At 62.2% G+C, this 12,373-nt stretch carries 15 protein-coding genes and 1 riboswitch; of the genes, 7 read left to right on the top strand and 8 right to left on the bottom strand.

Features of this window, described 5'->3' with window-relative positions; genetic code table 11:
- On the top strand, window positions 1–685 hold a 685-nt coding region (locus GAL01_RS14195; RefSeq protein ID WP_099253347.1), incomplete at its 5' end, for a slipin family protein.
- Here the strand turns inward: GAL01_RS14195 and gmk are convergent.
- On the bottom strand, window positions 675–1,301 hold the full coding sequence (gene gmk, locus GAL01_RS14190; protein ID WP_062027334.1) for a guanylate kinase: 627 nt from the start codon (window positions 1,299–1,301) through the stop codon (window positions 675–677). The genes GAL01_RS14195 and gmk overlap by 11 nt on opposite strands.
- 208 nt (window positions 1,302–1,509) lie before the next feature.
- The gene (locus GAL01_RS14185; protein WP_231865207.1) at window positions 1,510–2,613 is read right to left on the bottom strand and encodes an AI-2E family transporter; all 1,104 of its coding nucleotides are present in this window, start codon (window positions 2,611–2,613) and stop codon (window positions 1,510–1,512) included.
- Window positions 2,614–2,990: 377 nt separating this feature from the next.
- On the opposite strand from GAL01_RS14185, the gene pqqA reads away from it, so the two are divergent.
- The 5 genes from pqqA (at window position 2,991) to pqqE (ending at window position 6,167) form a co-directional block, all read left to right on the top strand.
- Window positions 2,991–3,071, top strand: coding sequence for a pyrroloquinoline quinone precursor peptide PqqA (gene pqqA / locus GAL01_RS14180; RefSeq protein ID WP_010502998.1), 81 nt, complete (start codon window positions 2,991–2,993; stop codon window positions 3,069–3,071).
- A gap of 114 nt (window positions 3,072–3,185) precedes the next feature.
- Window positions 3,186–4,100 (top strand): pyrroloquinoline quinone biosynthesis protein PqqB, encoded by a 915-nt coding sequence (gene pqqB, locus GAL01_RS14175; protein ID WP_062027338.1) that lies wholly within the window; start codon window positions 3,186–3,188, stop codon window positions 4,098–4,100.
- On the top strand, window positions 4,097–4,816 hold the full coding sequence (pqqC, locus tag GAL01_RS14170) for a pyrroloquinoline-quinone synthase PqqC (RefSeq protein ID WP_062027332.1): 720 nt from the start codon (window positions 4,097–4,099) through the stop codon (window positions 4,814–4,816). The genes pqqB and pqqC overlap by 4 nt, the downstream gene beginning before the upstream one ends.
- Window positions 4,813–5,100 carry a pyrroloquinoline quinone biosynthesis peptide chaperone PqqD gene (gene pqqD, locus GAL01_RS14165; RefSeq protein WP_062027330.1) on the top strand — a complete coding sequence of 96 codons (288 nt, stop codon included), beginning with the start codon at window positions 4,813–4,815 and terminating at the stop codon, window positions 5,098–5,100. Before pqqC ends, pqqD begins: the two co-directional genes overlap by 4 nt.
- On the top strand, window positions 5,097–6,167 hold the full coding sequence (gene pqqE, locus GAL01_RS14160; protein ID WP_062027328.1) for a pyrroloquinoline quinone biosynthesis protein PqqE: 1,071 nt from the start codon (window positions 5,097–5,099) through the stop codon (window positions 6,165–6,167). Before pqqD ends, pqqE begins: the two co-directional genes overlap by 4 nt.
- Before the next feature lie 23 nt (window positions 6,168–6,190).
- On the opposite strand, the gene ribH is transcribed toward pqqE, so the two are convergent.
- The 5 genes from ribH to GAL01_RS14135 all read right to left on the bottom strand — a co-directional run bounded on the left by ribH (window position 6,191) and on the right by GAL01_RS14135 (window position 10,196).
- The gene (ribH, locus tag GAL01_RS14155; RefSeq protein WP_062027326.1) at window positions 6,191–6,670 is read right to left on the bottom strand and encodes a 6,7-dimethyl-8-ribityllumazine synthase; all 480 of its coding nucleotides are present in this window, start codon (window positions 6,668–6,670) and stop codon (window positions 6,191–6,193) included.
- On the bottom strand, window positions 6,667–7,920 hold the full coding sequence (locus GAL01_RS14150) for a bifunctional 3,4-dihydroxy-2-butanone-4-phosphate synthase/GTP cyclohydrolase II (RefSeq protein ID WP_062027324.1): 1,254 nt from the start codon (window positions 7,918–7,920) through the stop codon (window positions 6,667–6,669). Before GAL01_RS14150 ends, ribH begins: the two co-directional genes overlap by 4 nt.
- Window positions 7,917–8,555 carry a riboflavin synthase gene (locus GAL01_RS14145; protein ID WP_062027322.1) on the bottom strand — a complete coding sequence of 213 codons (639 nt, stop codon included), beginning with the start codon at window positions 8,553–8,555 and terminating at the stop codon, window positions 7,917–7,919. Before GAL01_RS14145 ends, GAL01_RS14150 begins: the two co-directional genes overlap by 4 nt.
- Window positions 8,537–9,571: a bifunctional diaminohydroxyphosphoribosylaminopyrimidine deaminase/5-amino-6-(5-phosphoribosylamino)uracil reductase RibD gene (gene ribD, locus GAL01_RS14140; protein ID WP_062027321.1), complete on the bottom strand. Its 1,035-nt coding sequence runs from the start codon at window positions 9,569–9,571 to the stop codon at window positions 8,537–8,539. The genes GAL01_RS14145 and ribD overlap by 19 nt, the downstream gene beginning before the upstream one ends.
- Window positions 9,572–9,688: 117 nt before the next feature.
- Window positions 9,689–9,846: riboswitch (FMN riboswitch) on the bottom strand.
- A 158-nt stretch (window positions 9,847–10,004) separates the two neighbouring features.
- Entirely contained in the window at window positions 10,005–10,196 is a 192-nt protein-coding gene (locus tag GAL01_RS14135) for an entericidin A/B family lipoprotein (protein ID WP_062027319.1), read from the bottom strand.
- Between the two features lie 180 nt (window positions 10,197–10,376).
- Here GAL01_RS14135 and GAL01_RS14130 point away from each other — a divergent pair, with 180 nt between their 5' ends.
- Complete coding sequence (locus GAL01_RS14130; RefSeq protein WP_099253345.1) at window positions 10,377–11,846, top strand: cryptochrome/photolyase family protein; 1,470 nt, start codon at window positions 10,377–10,379, stop codon at window positions 11,844–11,846.
- Between the two features lie 44 nt (window positions 11,847–11,890).
- On the opposite strand, the gene GAL01_RS14125 is transcribed toward GAL01_RS14130, so the two are convergent.
- Window positions 11,891–12,346, bottom strand: a complete 456-nt coding sequence (locus tag GAL01_RS14125; protein WP_062026946.1) for a hypothetical protein — start codon at window positions 12,344–12,346, stop codon at window positions 11,891–11,893.
- Window positions 12,347–12,373: the final 27 nt, after the last annotated feature.

The raw sequence follows: 12,373 nt of genomic DNA, 5'->3' as shown, positions 1-12,373 counted from the left end.
GGGCCTGTTCCTGATCGTGCCTTTTCTCGATCAGATTGACGCCGTTGTGGACCAGCGCATCCGCACGGTGCCCGTGCATACGCGTCAGACCCTGACGCGCGATACGACGCCGGTGGATGTGGACGCGGTCGTGTTCTGGATGGTGCATGATCCGCTGCGGGCCATCACGGAGCTGGACAACTACGAGGGTTCGGTCTCGATGGTTGCGCTCACGACGCTGCGCGAGGTTGTCGGCAGTTCGGATCTGGCGACGCTGCTGGAAGACCGCCGCCGCATCGACGGGGAACTACGTGACCTCATCGAAAGCAAGACGCGCGAATGGGGCGTTACGGTTCAGGCTGTCGAGATTCGTGACGTACAACTGCCCGACAGTCTTCAGGACGCCATGAGCCGTCAGGCGCAGGCCGAGCGCGAGCGTGCGGCCCGCGTCACGCTGGCTTCGGCGGAGCGGGAAGTGGCGCACGAACTGGCGCAGGCAGCCAAGACGTACGAGGCCTCGCCGATCGCGCTCCAGATCCTTCAGATCAACCGAATTTTTGAAATGAACAAGAACCGCGGCACCACCATCCTGATGCCGACGACCATGGCGGATGTCATGACATCCGCAACGGCCTTCGCCGCCGCGATGCAGATCGTCCAGCCGGAGGCGGGTGCCCCGGCTGCGACCGGTGAGGTCAGCGGCTGAAGCTGGCGACCATGCCCGGCAGGTTACGCTGACGCCGTGTTGCGAGCCGGGCGGCCGTCAGGACTGAGCGGGCCTGCGAAATCGCCGTGTCGAGCTCCGAATTGATGATCGTGTGATCGAATTCGGACCAGTGGGAAATTTCGTTCAGCGCCGCCTGCATGCGCTTGGCGATTTCTTCCGGATGGTCCGAAGCGCGCTTGTTCAGGCGGCGTTCCAGTTCTTCCAGAGACGGCGGCAGAACGAACAGGCTCACCACATCGTCCGGCAGGGCCGCGCGTAAAAGGCGGTGCCCCTGCCAGTCGATATCGAACACCATGTCATGCCCGGCATCCAGGGCTTCCTCAACCGGGGCGCGCGGCGTGCCATAGCCCCGGCCGAACACTTCCGCCCATTCCAGAAGCTCGCCATCCGCAGCCATGCGGCGGAATTCCGCGATATCCCGGAAATGGTAATGCACCCCCTCGACTTCCCCCGGACGCGGTCCGCGCGTCGTGACCGAGACGGAATGGCGCAGGGTCGGCTCCGAAGCGCGCAGGGCGTTGGCAATGGTGGACTTGCCCGCACCAGACGGGGCCGAGATCACCAGACAGACGCCACGGCGGGGCAGTTGGGTCATGGGGTCTCCTTAGGAATAATGGGCCGGACAGGAATGTTCTGCCGAAGCGTCTAGCGTGAAAGGGGTGGGGGTGGCCAGATATTCGGAGCCTGTTCAGGGCGCTGCCCTGAAACCCGCAAAGGGACGCAGTCCCTCTGAACCTATGAATTTACAAACGGGATCAAAGGGGGCGAGCCCCTTTGTGGGGCGCGGGGCAACGCCCCGATCCTCACGGCTCGGACTGAAGCTGCGCAACGATGGCACTACTGATCGTCCGCCTCGTCGGGCCGCCCAGCACATGGCCGAGCGGCGCCAGCACTTCGATATGGTCACAGACGATCTTGAAAACCGCGAGCATCGGCACGGACAGGAACGCACCGGAGATGCCCCACATCCAGTCCCAGAACAACAGTGATCCCATGACGAAAACGGGATTGAGTGTGAAGCGTCGGGCCAGCAGCATGGGCGTGATGGTCTCGCCTTCCAGCACATGGATCAGCAGATAGATCGACGGCGGCAGGAGCGCGTACAGCAGGGAGGGGAAACTGAACAGCCCGACCACGAAATAGACGACCACACCCGTGAGCGGCCCGATGATGGGGATGTAGTTCAGTAGGAAGGCCAGCACGCCCCACAGGAGCGGGTTGGGCATGCCGGTCGCCCAGCACTGGATCATGTTCACCAGCCCCACACCCAGATTCATCATCGTGATCGTGACGAGATAGAGCGAGACATTCTGCTCGATCTGGGTCGCCATTTCCACGAGACGGCGCTTCTTGGCGTAGGTCGGCATGATCTCGACGCAGCGGCGCAGGAGCGTGTCGCCTTCCGTCATGAGGAAGAACAGCATCAGCAGCATCGAGAAGAAGCCGCCTGCAAGCTCGCGCGTCCCGGCGAGAACGGAAGAGCCGAGCCGGGAGAGCGCCGTCTCACCGCTGATCGGTTCGGTGACGCCATGCGCTGTATGCGTGTTGCCCGAATGGCCGCTGAACATGGCCGACAGGCGCATGTAATCGTGCTGGATCATGTCGATCGGCCCGCTGAGAACGGCCAGCTTGCTCTGCAACGCGGGGAGCGTCTGTGGGGCACGGGTGATCCAGCCGGCGGCCGGAACGGAAATCGTCGTGGCGATTCCGCCCACGATTCCGAACATCATGACAATCAGCAGCAGCCCCGCCAGATGCCGGGGCAGGCGCAGACGCTGGGTCAGGAATCGCATGGGCGCGATCATGAGCAGGTTCAGCACGAGCGCGAAGACGAAGGGAAGCAGGATGGGCGCCGTGAAATACAGCGAATAGAACACGGCAAGAATCGTCAGGATCAGGACGCACATGTCCCGGATGTTCAGATGTTCGCGCAGCAGGTTGCGGTCGAGCGTGGGGTCCGGAAAATCACCGTCCGGCAGCAGTTTCTCGCCGGATTTTTTCCCAGGTTTTTCAGGGGGTTTTCCTGACGTAGACGCAGTGTCGCTACAGGCAGGGTCGGCGGAGGACGCGATGGGACGGCCGGACATGATTTCTGCCTGAAGCGAAAGACGGGGCACACGGACCACCAGTTGACCCTGACGATCCGCGAAAGGACACAGTTGCGTGTTCTGCCCAAAAAAACCCTTGAACTCCAGTGGCATCAGGTCACTAAATCATGAGGAGCGCCCGTGAATGTGTCGTCAGCCGCATTCACCGGTTTATCGCAGACTCAAGGAGACCAATCATGGCCTGGAACACACCGAAAGTTACCGAAATCCCGCTGGGCGCAGAAATCAACTCGTATGTCTGCGGCGAGAAGAAATAAGCCTCTTCCCCGAGGCCCCGTCCTTGAGGAATATGGCACGGCCGCTCCCCTTCGGAGCGGCCGTTTTCATTCATGGGTGCCGCAGGGCACCCGATTCAGACGGTTTGTGAAAAAATGATTGATGTCATCGTGCTTGGCGCGGCGGCAGGGGGCGGTTTTCCGCAGTGGAATTCCGCCGCACCCGGCTGTGTGGCCGCCCGCACGCGACAGGGCGCGAAAGCCCGGACCCAGGCCTCCATCGCCGTCAGCGCCGACGGAAAACGCTGGTTCATTCTCAACGCCGCGCCCGATCTGCGCCAGCAGATCATCGAGACCCCGGCCCTGCATCATCAGGGCAGCCTGCGCGGAACGCCCATTCAGGGCGTCGTCCTGACCTGCGGCGAAATCGACGCCATCACGGGGCTTCTGACGCTGCGCGAACGCGAACCCTTCAGGTTGATGGGGAGCGAATCGACCCTTCGGCAACTGGCGGACAATCCGATGTTCGGCGCGCTCGACCCTGAGATCGTGCCGCGAATCCCGCTGCTTCTCAACGAACCCATGTCCCTGATGAACAAGGACGGGATTCCCTCGGGTCTGCTGCTCACGGCCTTTGCTGTTCCGGGCAAGGCTCCGCTTTACGCAGAGGCCGCGGGCTCAAAACCCGACGAAACGCTGGGTCTGTCCATCACGGACGGTCTGAAAACGCTGCTCTTCATTCCCGGATGCGCGCATATCACGCCGGAGATCGTGGAGCGGGTGGCTGCGGCCGATCTCGTTTTCTTCGACGGGACGCTGTGGCGGGACGACGAAATGATCCGCGCCGGGCTGAGTCCCAAGAGCGGCCAGCGGATGGGGCATGTTTCGGTGAATGATGCCGGTGGCCCCGTTGAATGTTTCACGATGTGCGAAAAACCTCGCAAGGTCTTGATTCATATCAACAACTCCAACCCGATTCTGTTCGAAGACAGCCCCGAACGCAAAAGCGTCGAACGCGCCGGCTGGACGGTTGCGGAAGACGGCATGACTTTCAGACTGGACACACCATGACGCTCCTCACCCCTGACCAGCTTGAAGAGAGGCTTCGCCAGATCGGTGCCGAGCGGTATCACAACCGGCATCCGTTCCATCGCAAACTGCATGACGGCAAGCTCGACCGCGCGCAGGTTCAGGCCTGGGCGCTGAACCGCTACTATTATCAGGCCCGCATCCCGGCCAAGGACGCGACCCTTCTCGCACGTCTGCCCACGGCCGAGCTGCGCCGGGAATGGCGCCGCCGGATCGAGGATCATGACGGCACGGAGCCTGGAACGGGTGGTGTCGCGCGCTGGCTGATGCTGACGGATGGTCTTGGGCTGGATCGCGACTATGTGGAAAGCCTCGACGGTCTGCTTCCGGCGACGCGCTTTTCGGTTGATGCCTATGTGAATTTTGTGCGGGACCGCTCCATTCTGGCCGCCATCGCGTCGTCACTGACGGAGCTGTTTTCGCCCACGATCATCAGCGAGCGCGTCTCGGGGATGCTGCGGCATTATGATTTCGTGTCGGAAAAGACGCTGGCCTATTTCACGCCCCGTTTGACGCAGGCTCCCCGGGATTCCGATTTCGCGTTGGCCTATGTCCGCGAAAATGCCCGCACGCCCGAGCAGCAGAAAGAGGTTCTGGAAGCTCTGGAGTTCAAATGCTCCGTGCTGTGGACCATGCTGGATGCGCTCGATTATGCCTATGTGGATGGCCACATTCCGCCGGGCGCTTTCGTTCCATGAGGGACCAGTCCTGTGTCGCGGAGGAGACGGTCCTCTCCTTCGCGCGCGGCCATCGGCTCCAGCACGATCGCGTGAGAGACCTGTGGATCGTGCAGGCGCCTGAGAAAGCGTTTGTGATTGAGGGCTCCGCGCCGCATATTCTGCGGCTTCTGGATGGGGAGCGCAGCGTCGGCGACATCATCCAGAAGCTTGCAAACGAGTTTTCCGCCCCGCGTGAGGTCATTGCGAAGGATGTCCTCGCGCTTCTTTCTGAACTGACAGAAAAGAACGTCCTGCACACATGACATTGCCTTCGCCGCCGATGAGCCTTCTGGCTGAACTGACGCATCGTTGCCCGCTTTCCTGCCCCTATTGCTCCAATCCGCTTGAACTTGAACGAAAAGCCGCAGAACTCGATACCGCCGGCTGGCGCTCCGTGCTGGAGCAGGCTGCCGAACTTGGTGTGTTGCAGGTTCATTTTTCCGGCGGCGAGCCGATGGCCCGACCCGATCTCGTCGAGCTGGTAGCCCTTGCACGCAAACTCAACCTGTATTCCAACCTGATCACCTCCGGGGTTCTGCTGGATGAAGCGAAGCTGGAAGCGCTGGACAAGGCCGGGCTGGATCATATCCAGCTATCCTTTCAGGACGTGACGGAAGCGGGCGCCGAGCGGATTGGCGGCCTCAAGGGGGCGCAGGCCCGCAAGATCGCGGCGGCCCGGCTCATCCGGGCGTCCGGCATTCCGATGACGCTCAACTTTGTGGTGCACAGGGAAAATGTCGCCCGCATTCCCGAGATGTTTGCGTTGGCACGGGAACTCGGGGCCGGACGGGTGGAGATCGCGCATACCCAGTATTATGGCTGGGGACTGAAGAACCGCGACGCGCTTTTGCCCAGTCGCGAACAACTCCAGGACGCGACGCGCGCCGTTGAGACAGAACGCGCGAAGGGAGGCCTCTCCATTGACTATGTCACGCCGGATTATCACGCGGACCGGCCAAAACCCTGTATGGGAGGCTGGGGGCAGCGTTTCGTGAATGTCACGCCTTCAGGGCGTGTGCTGCCGTGCCATGCGGCGGAAATCATTCCAGATGTCGCTTTCCCGAATGTTCAGGACAGGACCCTGTCGGATATCTGGAACTGTTCGCCCCTGTTCAACATGTTCCGTGGGACGGACTGGATGCCGGAACCCTGCCGGTCCTGCGCGCGCAAGGAACAGGACTGGGGCGGCTGCCGCTGTCAGGCTCTGGCGCTGACGGGTAATGCCGCCAACACCGACCCCGTCTGCAGTCTCTCGCCTTTTCACGACCGTGTGGAAAAAGCCGTGGCGGAAGCGTCAGAAAAGCCGGAGCTTGTATACCGGCGTTTCTGACATATGGCTCTTTTCCGCCAGGATCAGGAGCGGGCAGGGACGTTTCGCAGGAATGCGAGGCTTTCGACGCAGGCTGCGGCGGCTTCGCGGCCCTTGTTCTCGGCGTCTTCGCGGGAGCGGTCCACAGCCTGCTGTTCGGTGTAGGTCGTGAGGATGCCAAACGCGATCGGCACTTCGGTGGCAAGCTGGGCCTGCATGATGCCGATGGTGGCGCCCAGCGAGATGAACTCGAAATGCGCGGTGTCGCCCTTGATGACGCAGCCGAGGCAGATCACGCCCTCGTATTGGCCGGATTTCGCCAGACGCTGTGCGAGAAGGGGCAGTTCAAAAGCGCCCGGGGCATCATAGACGTCCACGTCCGTGATGCCGCGCTCTTGGAGCCATTCGAGCGCGCCATTCTTCAGGCCGCCGGTGATGCTCGTGTTGAAGCGGCTGGAAACGATCGCCACTTTCGGAGCCGGAGAAAGCTGCAGGTCGGGGGCTACGGGAATATGTGTGCTCATGCCGGCTGTTCCTGAAGGAAATGGCCCATCCGCGTGCGTTTGGTCGCAAGATAGGCGCGGTTGAAAGGGTTGGCTTCGATTTCCAGCCGCTCGCTGGATTTTACGTCAAAGCCGAAGCGGACGAGGTTGGATTCCTTGTCCGGATTGTTCGTCAGAAGGCGGAGCGAACTTACGCCCAGATGCCGCAGCAGGTCGGCCGCCGCATCCCATTCGCGGGCATCAGCGGGCAGGCCGAGGGCCTCGTTGGCCTCCACAGTGTCCATCCCATGATCCTGAAGCTCATAGGCGCGGATCTTGTTGGCCAGCCCGATCCCGCGACCTTCATGGCCACGCAGATAGACCAGCACGCCGGATTCCGAGGCCGAAATCCGCTCAAGAGCCTCGCGGAGCTGCGCGCCGCAGTCGCAGCGCATGGAGCCGAGCGCATCGCCCGTCACACATTCCGAATGCAGGCGTACCAGTGGCACGCCCTTGGACGGATCGCCCTTCACCAGCGCGACATGCTCCACGCCATCGACGGCGCGGAAGGCATGAATGCGCAGATCGTGACCGCCGAAAATGCTGGGGAGGGCAGATTCGGCCACCATTTCGCCCGCAGCCGGAACGGGCGTGCAGATCAGATCGTGGCCCGCGATGGCGCCACGTCCATGCTCGCGGCACCAGTCCTGAAGGTCCGCGATACTGACGATGGGCATGTTGTGGCGGGCGGCATATTTCCGCAGTTCCGGCAGGCGCATCATGCTGCCGTCATCGGCCATGATTTCGCAGATCACGCCAGCGGGCTCCAGCCCGGCCAGACGCGCGATGTCGATCGAGCCTTCCGTATGACCGTTTCGGCCCAGCACGCCTTCGGGATGGGCGCGGAGGGGGAAGATATGTCCGGGCGAAACGAGATCGTCCGCCTTGGCCGCAGGATTGGCAGCAATGACAATCGTGCGGGCGCGGTCGGCGGCGGAAATGCCGGTCGTCACACCTGTTGCCGCTTCGATCGAAACCGTGAAGGCCGTGCCGCGCGGGTCGCGGTTGCGCGCCACCATGGGTGGCAGGGCGAGACGGTCTGCCTGTTCCGCTTCCAGCGGCAGGCAGATCAGCCCGCGCGCCTCGCGGACCATGAAGTTGATGGCTTCCGGCGTGGCGAACTGTGCCGCCATGACCAGATCGCCCTCGTTCTCCCGGTTTTCGTCATCGACCATGACGACCATGCCGCCCGCGCGGATGGCCTCGATGGCTGCTTTCAGGGACGGCTTCATGAGGCCACCTTTCCAAGGCTGGGGGAGAACCGCAGCAGGTTCTCGACATATTTGGACAGCACATCGACCTCCACATCCATCCGGTCCCCGACCGACAGTGTGGAGAGGTTGGTGTGTTCCCAGGTGTGCGGGATGATCGTCAGGCCGACTTCGAAACCGGCCTGATTGCCGCGCGTGATGTCATCATGCAGATCGTTCACCGTCAGGCTGATGCCGTCGAAGGTGATGGAGCCCTTTTCCACGACATACTGGCGCAGTGCCTGCGGGACGAACACGCGGAGGGCATAGGAATCGCCCGCTTTTTCAACACTGGCGAGGGTCGCCACGCCATCCACATGACCCTGCACGATATGGCCTGAAAGACGCGTGCTGGCAGCAACGGCGCGTTCCAGATTGACGCGCGATCCGGCTTTGAGCTGATCCAGTGGTGTGCGGGAGAGCGTCTCGCCGCTGAGATGGAACGTTGCCACGCCCGCTGAATCGAAAGTTTCGACCGTCAGGCACACGCCGTTCACAGCCACGCTTTCGCCGAGTTCCAGATCGGGGAAACCGGTCTCCACGGTCAGGTCCATGGCCTTGTCGCGGACGGATGCTGAGCGGACTGTGCCCAGACGCTCTATGATTCCAGAGAACATGCGTTTTCCCTCAGCAGTCGCAGCGGGCTCTCGTCCCGCGATTTCAGGTCGATGCGGTCAGCGTCCGCAGTTTTATGAATGGTGAGCCAGTCATCCCACAGCTCGGCTTCGGACACTGAGGCCAGCAGGGCAGGTCCCGCTTCGACCATCGCCCAGTTCACACCCCGCTCCGCCAGCATGGCGGGAACCGAGAGCAGATCGGGGCTGGAAATGACGTCGAACCCGGCCTCCGTCATCTCGGCGATCCAGTCTGCCGGAAGGCGGCCGTGGCGGTCGCAGACGACGAGCAGGCGGGGTTTTCGGTCCTCATGGTCTGGAACATGGCGGACCGTGAAGCGTGGTCGGTCCGTCAGAACGGTACCGACGCCGGTGATGATCGCATCCGTTGCCCGGCGCAGGCGATGCGCGAGGACGAGCGAGTCCGGAGATGTGAAGGTTTTCTGCCCCGGCGGCGGCACCATGGAGCCGTGTTCGTCCAGCGCCTGCTTGACGCTGATCCACGGGCGGTGCCGGACAACGCGGCTTGCGAAAGGCGCCAGAAGGGCACGACAGTCCCGTGCCAGATCGGCCATCTCCGGCCGATCCGCCAGCATGACCACGCGCTTTGCCCCCGGCATTTCGCGAAGCCGTGACGCACCACCAGCGGCCTGCGGGTTCGGGTCGGCCGCACCGATCCAGACTTCGCGGATCGGGCTGTTGCGCAGGGCTTCGCTGCAGGGCGGGGTACGTCCGGTGTGGTTGCAGGGCTCCAGCGTCACCAGCGCCACGCGCGCCTGATCCAGCACGCCCGCTGCCCGGGCCTGCGCCAGAGCCATGGCTTCGGCATGGGGCTGGCCAACGCGGGGGTGAACGCCAACCGTCAGAATACGGCCATCCGCATCCAGCAGCGTACAGCCCACAGACGGGTTGGGAGCGGTAGCGCCGAATGTCTCGACAGCCTGCGCGATGGCCGAACGAAAGCCATCGCGGATCGCGGTCAACGAAACTGTGTCGGAAAAGATGGTCTGCTCAGCCAAGATGCGTCTTCTGGTCCCGTTACAGTCGGGACGCTCGCAAGGCGCACGCCGCCCTCAGCCGGAACGGAAAACAGGCAGGATGCCATGCACCCTGACCTGCCCGTGACCGGACAAGTGCTGCGTTCTCTTCCATCCGGACTCTAACCGTCGGCTCCGGAGTCTCACCGGATCTGCTTGTCCCTTCCTGACCGAAATCCGGAAGGCGCTCGCGGGCTGAGGCGGAGAAATCCGCCAATACCGCCGGTGGGGAATTTCACCCCGCCCTGAGAACGTCTTTGTTCAGATCAAACTATGGAACCGTCCGGACCGGAATGACAAGCAAAAATCTACAGGGACCCGTTTCTGAAGCTGGAGTCCGATATGTGCCGATACAAAAAAACCGCCGGTCGAGGACCGGCGGTTCTGAAAAGCCCGGAACGGGTTTTCGGGAAACTCAGTTCGGAGAAGCGTTCGTGTGGCGCTCGATTGCGCCCTGCGTTGCATTGGCGCCGCGGGAGACATTGTGTCCAACAGAGCTCACGTCCTGACCAGCGCCGCGCACGGTGTTGCAGGCGGACAGCGTGACGGCCGAGCCCGAAAGAAGAGCCAGGGACAGGGCAATGCGTGCGATGGACTTGGTGGACATAGAAAAAATCCTCTTAAAGAGCGTTTCGGCCATTAAACGACATTTGATGACAATGGTTCATGACTGCGGGTGAAATTTTTTCAGCCTGCCTTCGGTCAGGATTGAAAGGCGTTTCATCCCTTCTGAACGATCGGCAGTGTCGGACGCTTTATGAGGAATCTCCCCTTTTTGTGAGGATCCATGCCCAGTTCCCGGACTGCACGTACCCCAGCCCGCCAGGCCTCAACCCAACCAGCCATCGTGTGGTTTCGGGACGATCTGCGTCTGGCCGACCATCCTGCGCTGCATGAGGCGGTGGCATCTGGCCGGCCGCTGATCTGTCTTTATGTTCTCGACGACAAAACCCCGGCCCTGCACCCGGCTGGAGCGGCATTGCGATGGTGGCTTCATGGAGCACTGGCCGATCTGCGGGCACAACTGCAAAGCCGGGGCGGAACGCTGCTGACGCTCGCGGGCTCTGCCGAGGACCTGATTCCGAAGTTCGCGCGGAACATGGATGCTGCGTCAGTGTACTGGCATCATCGTCTGCATGAGCGCGAACGGGCACAGGACGACCGGATCCGGCAGGCTCTGGAACAGCAGGGCTGTGAGGTTCGGACGCACTGGGGCACGGTCCTGCTCGATCCGGACCTGGTGAGCACGAAGCAGGGCGGATTTTACAAGGTCTGCGGTTCGTTCTGGAAGGCGCTTCAGACCCACGCCGTACCGGAGCCGTTGGGCATTCCCGACATGTCGTCGTTTCAGGATGTTCCGGAGTCCGTCCTGCAGGATGTGCGGCTGAACGAAGCGGAGCTCTGTCCCCAGGCGCCGGACTGGGCGTCAGGGTTCCGCACGACATGGGAGCCCGGAGAGGCGGAAGGGCAGGAGCATCTTGAGGATTTTCTGAAAGACGCCGTTGCGGAATATCCGAGGGGGCGGGACAGGGTGGCGGAGGAGGGAACATCGCGTCTGTCGCCCTATCTTGCTTCCGGTGCGGTCTCCCCCCGGCAGGTCTGGGCAGCGCTGCAGAAGCATGGCGCGCATACGGATGGCCCGCGGATTTTTCTGTCAGAACTCGGATGGCGGGAGTTTGCCCGCTACACGCTGTATCACCTGCCGCAACTGCCGTTCGAAAACCTCAGTCCGAAATTTTCCGGGATGCACTGGCGAAAGAATGCCGCAGATCTGAAAGCGTGGCAGCGCGGGCAGACGGGGGTGCCAATCGTGGATGCAGGGATGCGCCAGCTCTGGCAGACCGGCTGGATGCACAACAGGGCCCGCATGATCGTGGGGTCTTTCTTGACGAAACATCTGCTGATCGACTGGAAGGAAGGGGAGGCCTGGTTCCGCGAGACGCTGGTGGATGCGGACTTTGCCAATAATGCCATGAACTGGCAGTGGGTCGCGGGGACGGGCATCGAAGCCACGCCGTTTTTCAGAATTTTCAACCCCACGCGACAGGCCGAAAAGTTCGACCCGGATGGCGATTATATCCGCCAGTGGGTGCCTGAGCTGCGTCGTCTGTCAGGAAAGGCGCTGTTTGAACCCTGGGCCGCGAAAGAAGCGGATCTGCGGCAGGCAGGTGTTGTGCTGGGCAGAACGTACCCGCGCCCGATCGTTGATCTAAAAGACGGGCGGGATCGCGCCCTTCAGGCCTTCAGGGCGCTTTGAGGCACTGAAATTCCGGCCCCGCGAGGGGGGCCGGAGCGGCCGGATCAGAGGCCGCCGTTCAGGAAGTTGCTGACATCGCCGCGGGTCTTGCTGCCCAGGGCATTGAGGCGGTTGCGCTGTTCCTGCGGAGCATTCTTGAGCTGTTGCAGGTGCTGGTTTTCCTGATCGCGCAGGCTAGTCAGTTTGGACTGTTCGCCAGTGATCTGCTTCTGAAGGCGTGCTTTTTCGCTGGCCGGAGCGTTGGTGTATTTGTCCTTCAGGTCCTGAATGCGCTTTTCGCGCGCAGCCTGCGCATCCTGGGACTGCTTCTGATAGTTCTGGACCTTGCTGTTCAGGCAGTTTTCCCGCTGCGCCAGACGTCCGACGACATCATTCTGGCCAGTCTGCTGGCAGGCGCTGGAGGAGGTTGTGTCCGCCGCATAAGCCTGCGGAGCAAGGGACGCAGCCCCGGCAATCAGTCCGACAGCAAACATTGTGCGGGGGAAGCGGATGAAAATCATGACATCTCCTGTAAACGCGTCAGTAAA

Source organism: Gluconobacter albidus, from assembly GCF_002723915.1.
GTDB lineage: Bacteria > Pseudomonadota > Alphaproteobacteria > Acetobacterales > Acetobacteraceae > Gluconobacter > Gluconobacter albidus.
Note: the sequence above shows the minus strand (reverse complement) of the source record. Positions and strands in the feature narration are given on the sequence as shown.

Bases quoted from the DNA above. Each gene is read 5' to 3' on its own strand.
- pqqB (WP_062027338.1), top strand. From the start codon at position 3,186: ATGATTGATGTCATCGTGCTTGGCGCGGCGGCAGGGGGCGGTTTTCCG.
- pqqC (WP_062027332.1), top strand. From the start codon at position 4,097: ATGACGCTCCTCACCCCTGACCAGCTTGAAGAGAGGCTTCGCCAGATC.
- pqqA (WP_010502998.1), top strand. From the start codon at position 2,991: ATGGCCTGGAACACACCGAAAGTTACCGAAATCCCGCTGGGCGCAGAA.
- pqqD (WP_062027330.1), top strand. From the start codon at position 4,813: ATGAGGGACCAGTCCTGTGTCGCGGAGGAGACGGTCCTCTCCTTCGCG.
- GAL01_RS14130 (WP_099253345.1), top strand. From the start codon at position 10,377: ATGCCCAGTTCCCGGACTGCACGTACCCCAGCCCGCCAGGCCTCAACC.
- ribH (WP_062027326.1), bottom strand. From the start codon at position 6,670: ATGAGCACACATATTCCCGTAGCCCCCGACCTGCAGCTTTCTCCGGCT.
- GAL01_RS14145 (WP_062027322.1), bottom strand. From the start codon at position 8,555: ATGTTCTCTGGAATCATAGAGCGTCTGGGCACAGTCCGCTCAGCATCC.
- GAL01_RS14150 (WP_062027324.1), bottom strand. From the start codon at position 7,920: ATGAAGCCGTCCCTGAAAGCAGCCATCGAGGCCATCCGCGCGGGCGGC.
- gmk (WP_062027334.1), bottom strand. From the start codon at position 1,301: ATGACCCAACTGCCCCGCCGTGGCGTCTGTCTGGTGATCTCGGCCCCG.
- pqqE (WP_062027328.1), top strand. From the start codon at position 5,097: ATGACATTGCCTTCGCCGCCGATGAGCCTTCTGGCTGAACTGACGCAT.
- GAL01_RS14125 (WP_062026946.1), bottom strand. From the start codon at position 12,346: ATGATTTTCATCCGCTTCCCCCGCACAATGTTTGCTGTCGGACTGATT.
- GAL01_RS14185 (WP_231865207.1), bottom strand. From the start codon at position 2,613: ATGTGCGTCCTGATCCTGACGATTCTTGCCGTGTTCTATTCGCTGTAT.
- GAL01_RS14135 (WP_062027319.1), bottom strand. From the start codon at position 10,196: ATGTCCACCAAGTCCATCGCACGCATTGCCCTGTCCCTGGCTCTTCTT.